The 1,533-nt window shown below is 54.8% G+C and carries 2 protein-coding genes and 1 pseudogene; all 3 read left to right on the top strand.

The genetic code is table 11. The features are described 5' to 3' along the window. Window positions 1-123: pseudogene (gene hofO, locus R7Z41_RS23760) on the top strand (DNA utilization protein HofO); the annotation flags it as partial. Next, window positions 113-517, top strand: coding sequence for a DNA utilization protein HofP (hofP, locus tag R7Z41_RS23755; protein WP_001264139.1), 405 nt, complete (start codon window positions 113-115; stop codon window positions 515-517). The pseudogene hofO and the gene hofP, both read left to right, overlap by 11 nt. Then, window positions 429-1,533, top strand: a 1,105-nt coding sequence (gene hofQ / locus R7Z41_RS23750) for a DNA uptake porin HofQ (protein WP_318141615.1), incomplete at its 3' end; no start/stop codon positions are given. The genes hofP and hofQ, both read left to right, overlap by 89 nt.

Raw genomic sequence — 1,533 nt, 5'->3', positions numbered from 1 at the left:
GCAGTGCCGTCGGCATTTACACGGCTGGCAGAGCGCAACGTCAGCGTGAGCCGTTTTTCGTTAAGCGTGGAAGGTGATGATCTTTTGTTCACGCTACAACTGGAGACGCCGCATGAGGGTTAAACGCTGGTTGTTGGCAGGTATTGCATTGTGCCTTTTAACCGGTATGCGTGACCCTTTTAAACCGCCGGAAGATCTATGCCGGATTAGCGAACTTAGCCAGTGGCGCTATCAGGGGATGGTAGGGCGAGGCGAGCGCATCATCGGTGTAATAAAAGACGGGCAAAAGAAATGGCGACGGGTGCAGCAAAACGATGTGCTGGAAAACGGCTGGACAATTTTACAGCTGACGCCAGACGCACTAACGCTGGGAACCGGGACAAACTGCGAACCGCCACAATGGTTGTGGCAACGGCAAGGAGATACAAATGAAGCAATGGATAGCCGCACTACTGTTGATGCTGATACCCGGCGTACAGGCGGCAAAGCCGCAAAAAGTGACGCTGATGGTGGATGACGTTCCGGTAGCTCAGGTGTTGCAGGCGCTGGCTGAACAGGAGAAGTTGAACCTGGTCGTGTCGCCAGACGTCAGCGGTACGGTGTCGTTACATCTAACAGATGTTCCCTGGAAGCAGGCACTACAAACTGTAGTGAAAAGCGCCGGACTGATAACGCGGCAGGAAGGCAACATTCTCTCAGTGCATTCCATTGCCTGGCAGAATAACAATATCGCCCGCCAGGAGGCGGAGCAGGCGCGGGCGCAGGCAAATCTGCCGCTGGAAAATCGCAGTATAACCCTGCAATACGCCGACGCGGGAGAACTGGCGAAAGCGGGGGAGAAGCTACTGAGTGCCAAAGGGAGTATGACCGTCGATAAACGCACCAATCGCCTTTTGCTGCGAGATAACAAAGCGGCGTTAAGCGCGCTTGAACAGTGGGTAGCGCAAATGGATCTGCCGGTCGGGCAGGTTGAGCTGTCGGCGCATATTGTCACCATTAATGAAAAAAGTTTGCGTGAGTTAGGCGTGAAATGGACGCTGGCCGATGCGCAACACGCTGGTGGTGTTGGGCAAGTCACCACGCTTGGTAGCGACCTCTCCGTAGCGACGGCGACAACGCATGTCGGTTTTAACATTGGGCGCATCAACGGACGCTTGCTGGATCTTGAGCTTTCCGCGCTCGAACAAAAACAGCAGCTGGATATTATCGCCAGTCCGCGTCTGCTGGCCTCACATCTTCAGCCTGCCAGCATTAAACAGGGGAGCGAAATTCCATATCAGGTTTCCAGCGGGGAAAGTGGCGCGACGTCGGTGGAATTTAAAGAGGCCGTCCTGGGGATGGAGGTCACGCCCACGGTGTTACAAAAAGGCCGCATCCGGCTGAAATTACACATCAGCCAGAACGTTCCGGGGCAGGTGCTACAGCAGGCCGATGGCGAAGTGCTGGCGATTGATAAGCAGGAGATCGAAACGCAGGTCGAGGTCAAAAGCGGAGAAACGTTGGCGCTGGGCGGCATTTTTACCCGTAAAAATA

It is taken from the genome of Vibrio sp. 1457, from assembly GCF_033340195.1.
In the GTDB taxonomy this organism is placed as follows: Bacteria; Pseudomonadota; Gammaproteobacteria; order Enterobacterales; family Vibrionaceae; genus Vibrio; species Vibrio alginolyticus.
This window is presented reverse-complemented; position numbering and strand designations above follow the sequence as displayed.

Coding starts and splice junctions, on each gene's coding strand:
- hofP (WP_001264139.1), top strand. CDS start 113: ATGAGGGTTAAACGCTGGTTGTTGGCAGGTATTGCATTGTGCCTTTTA.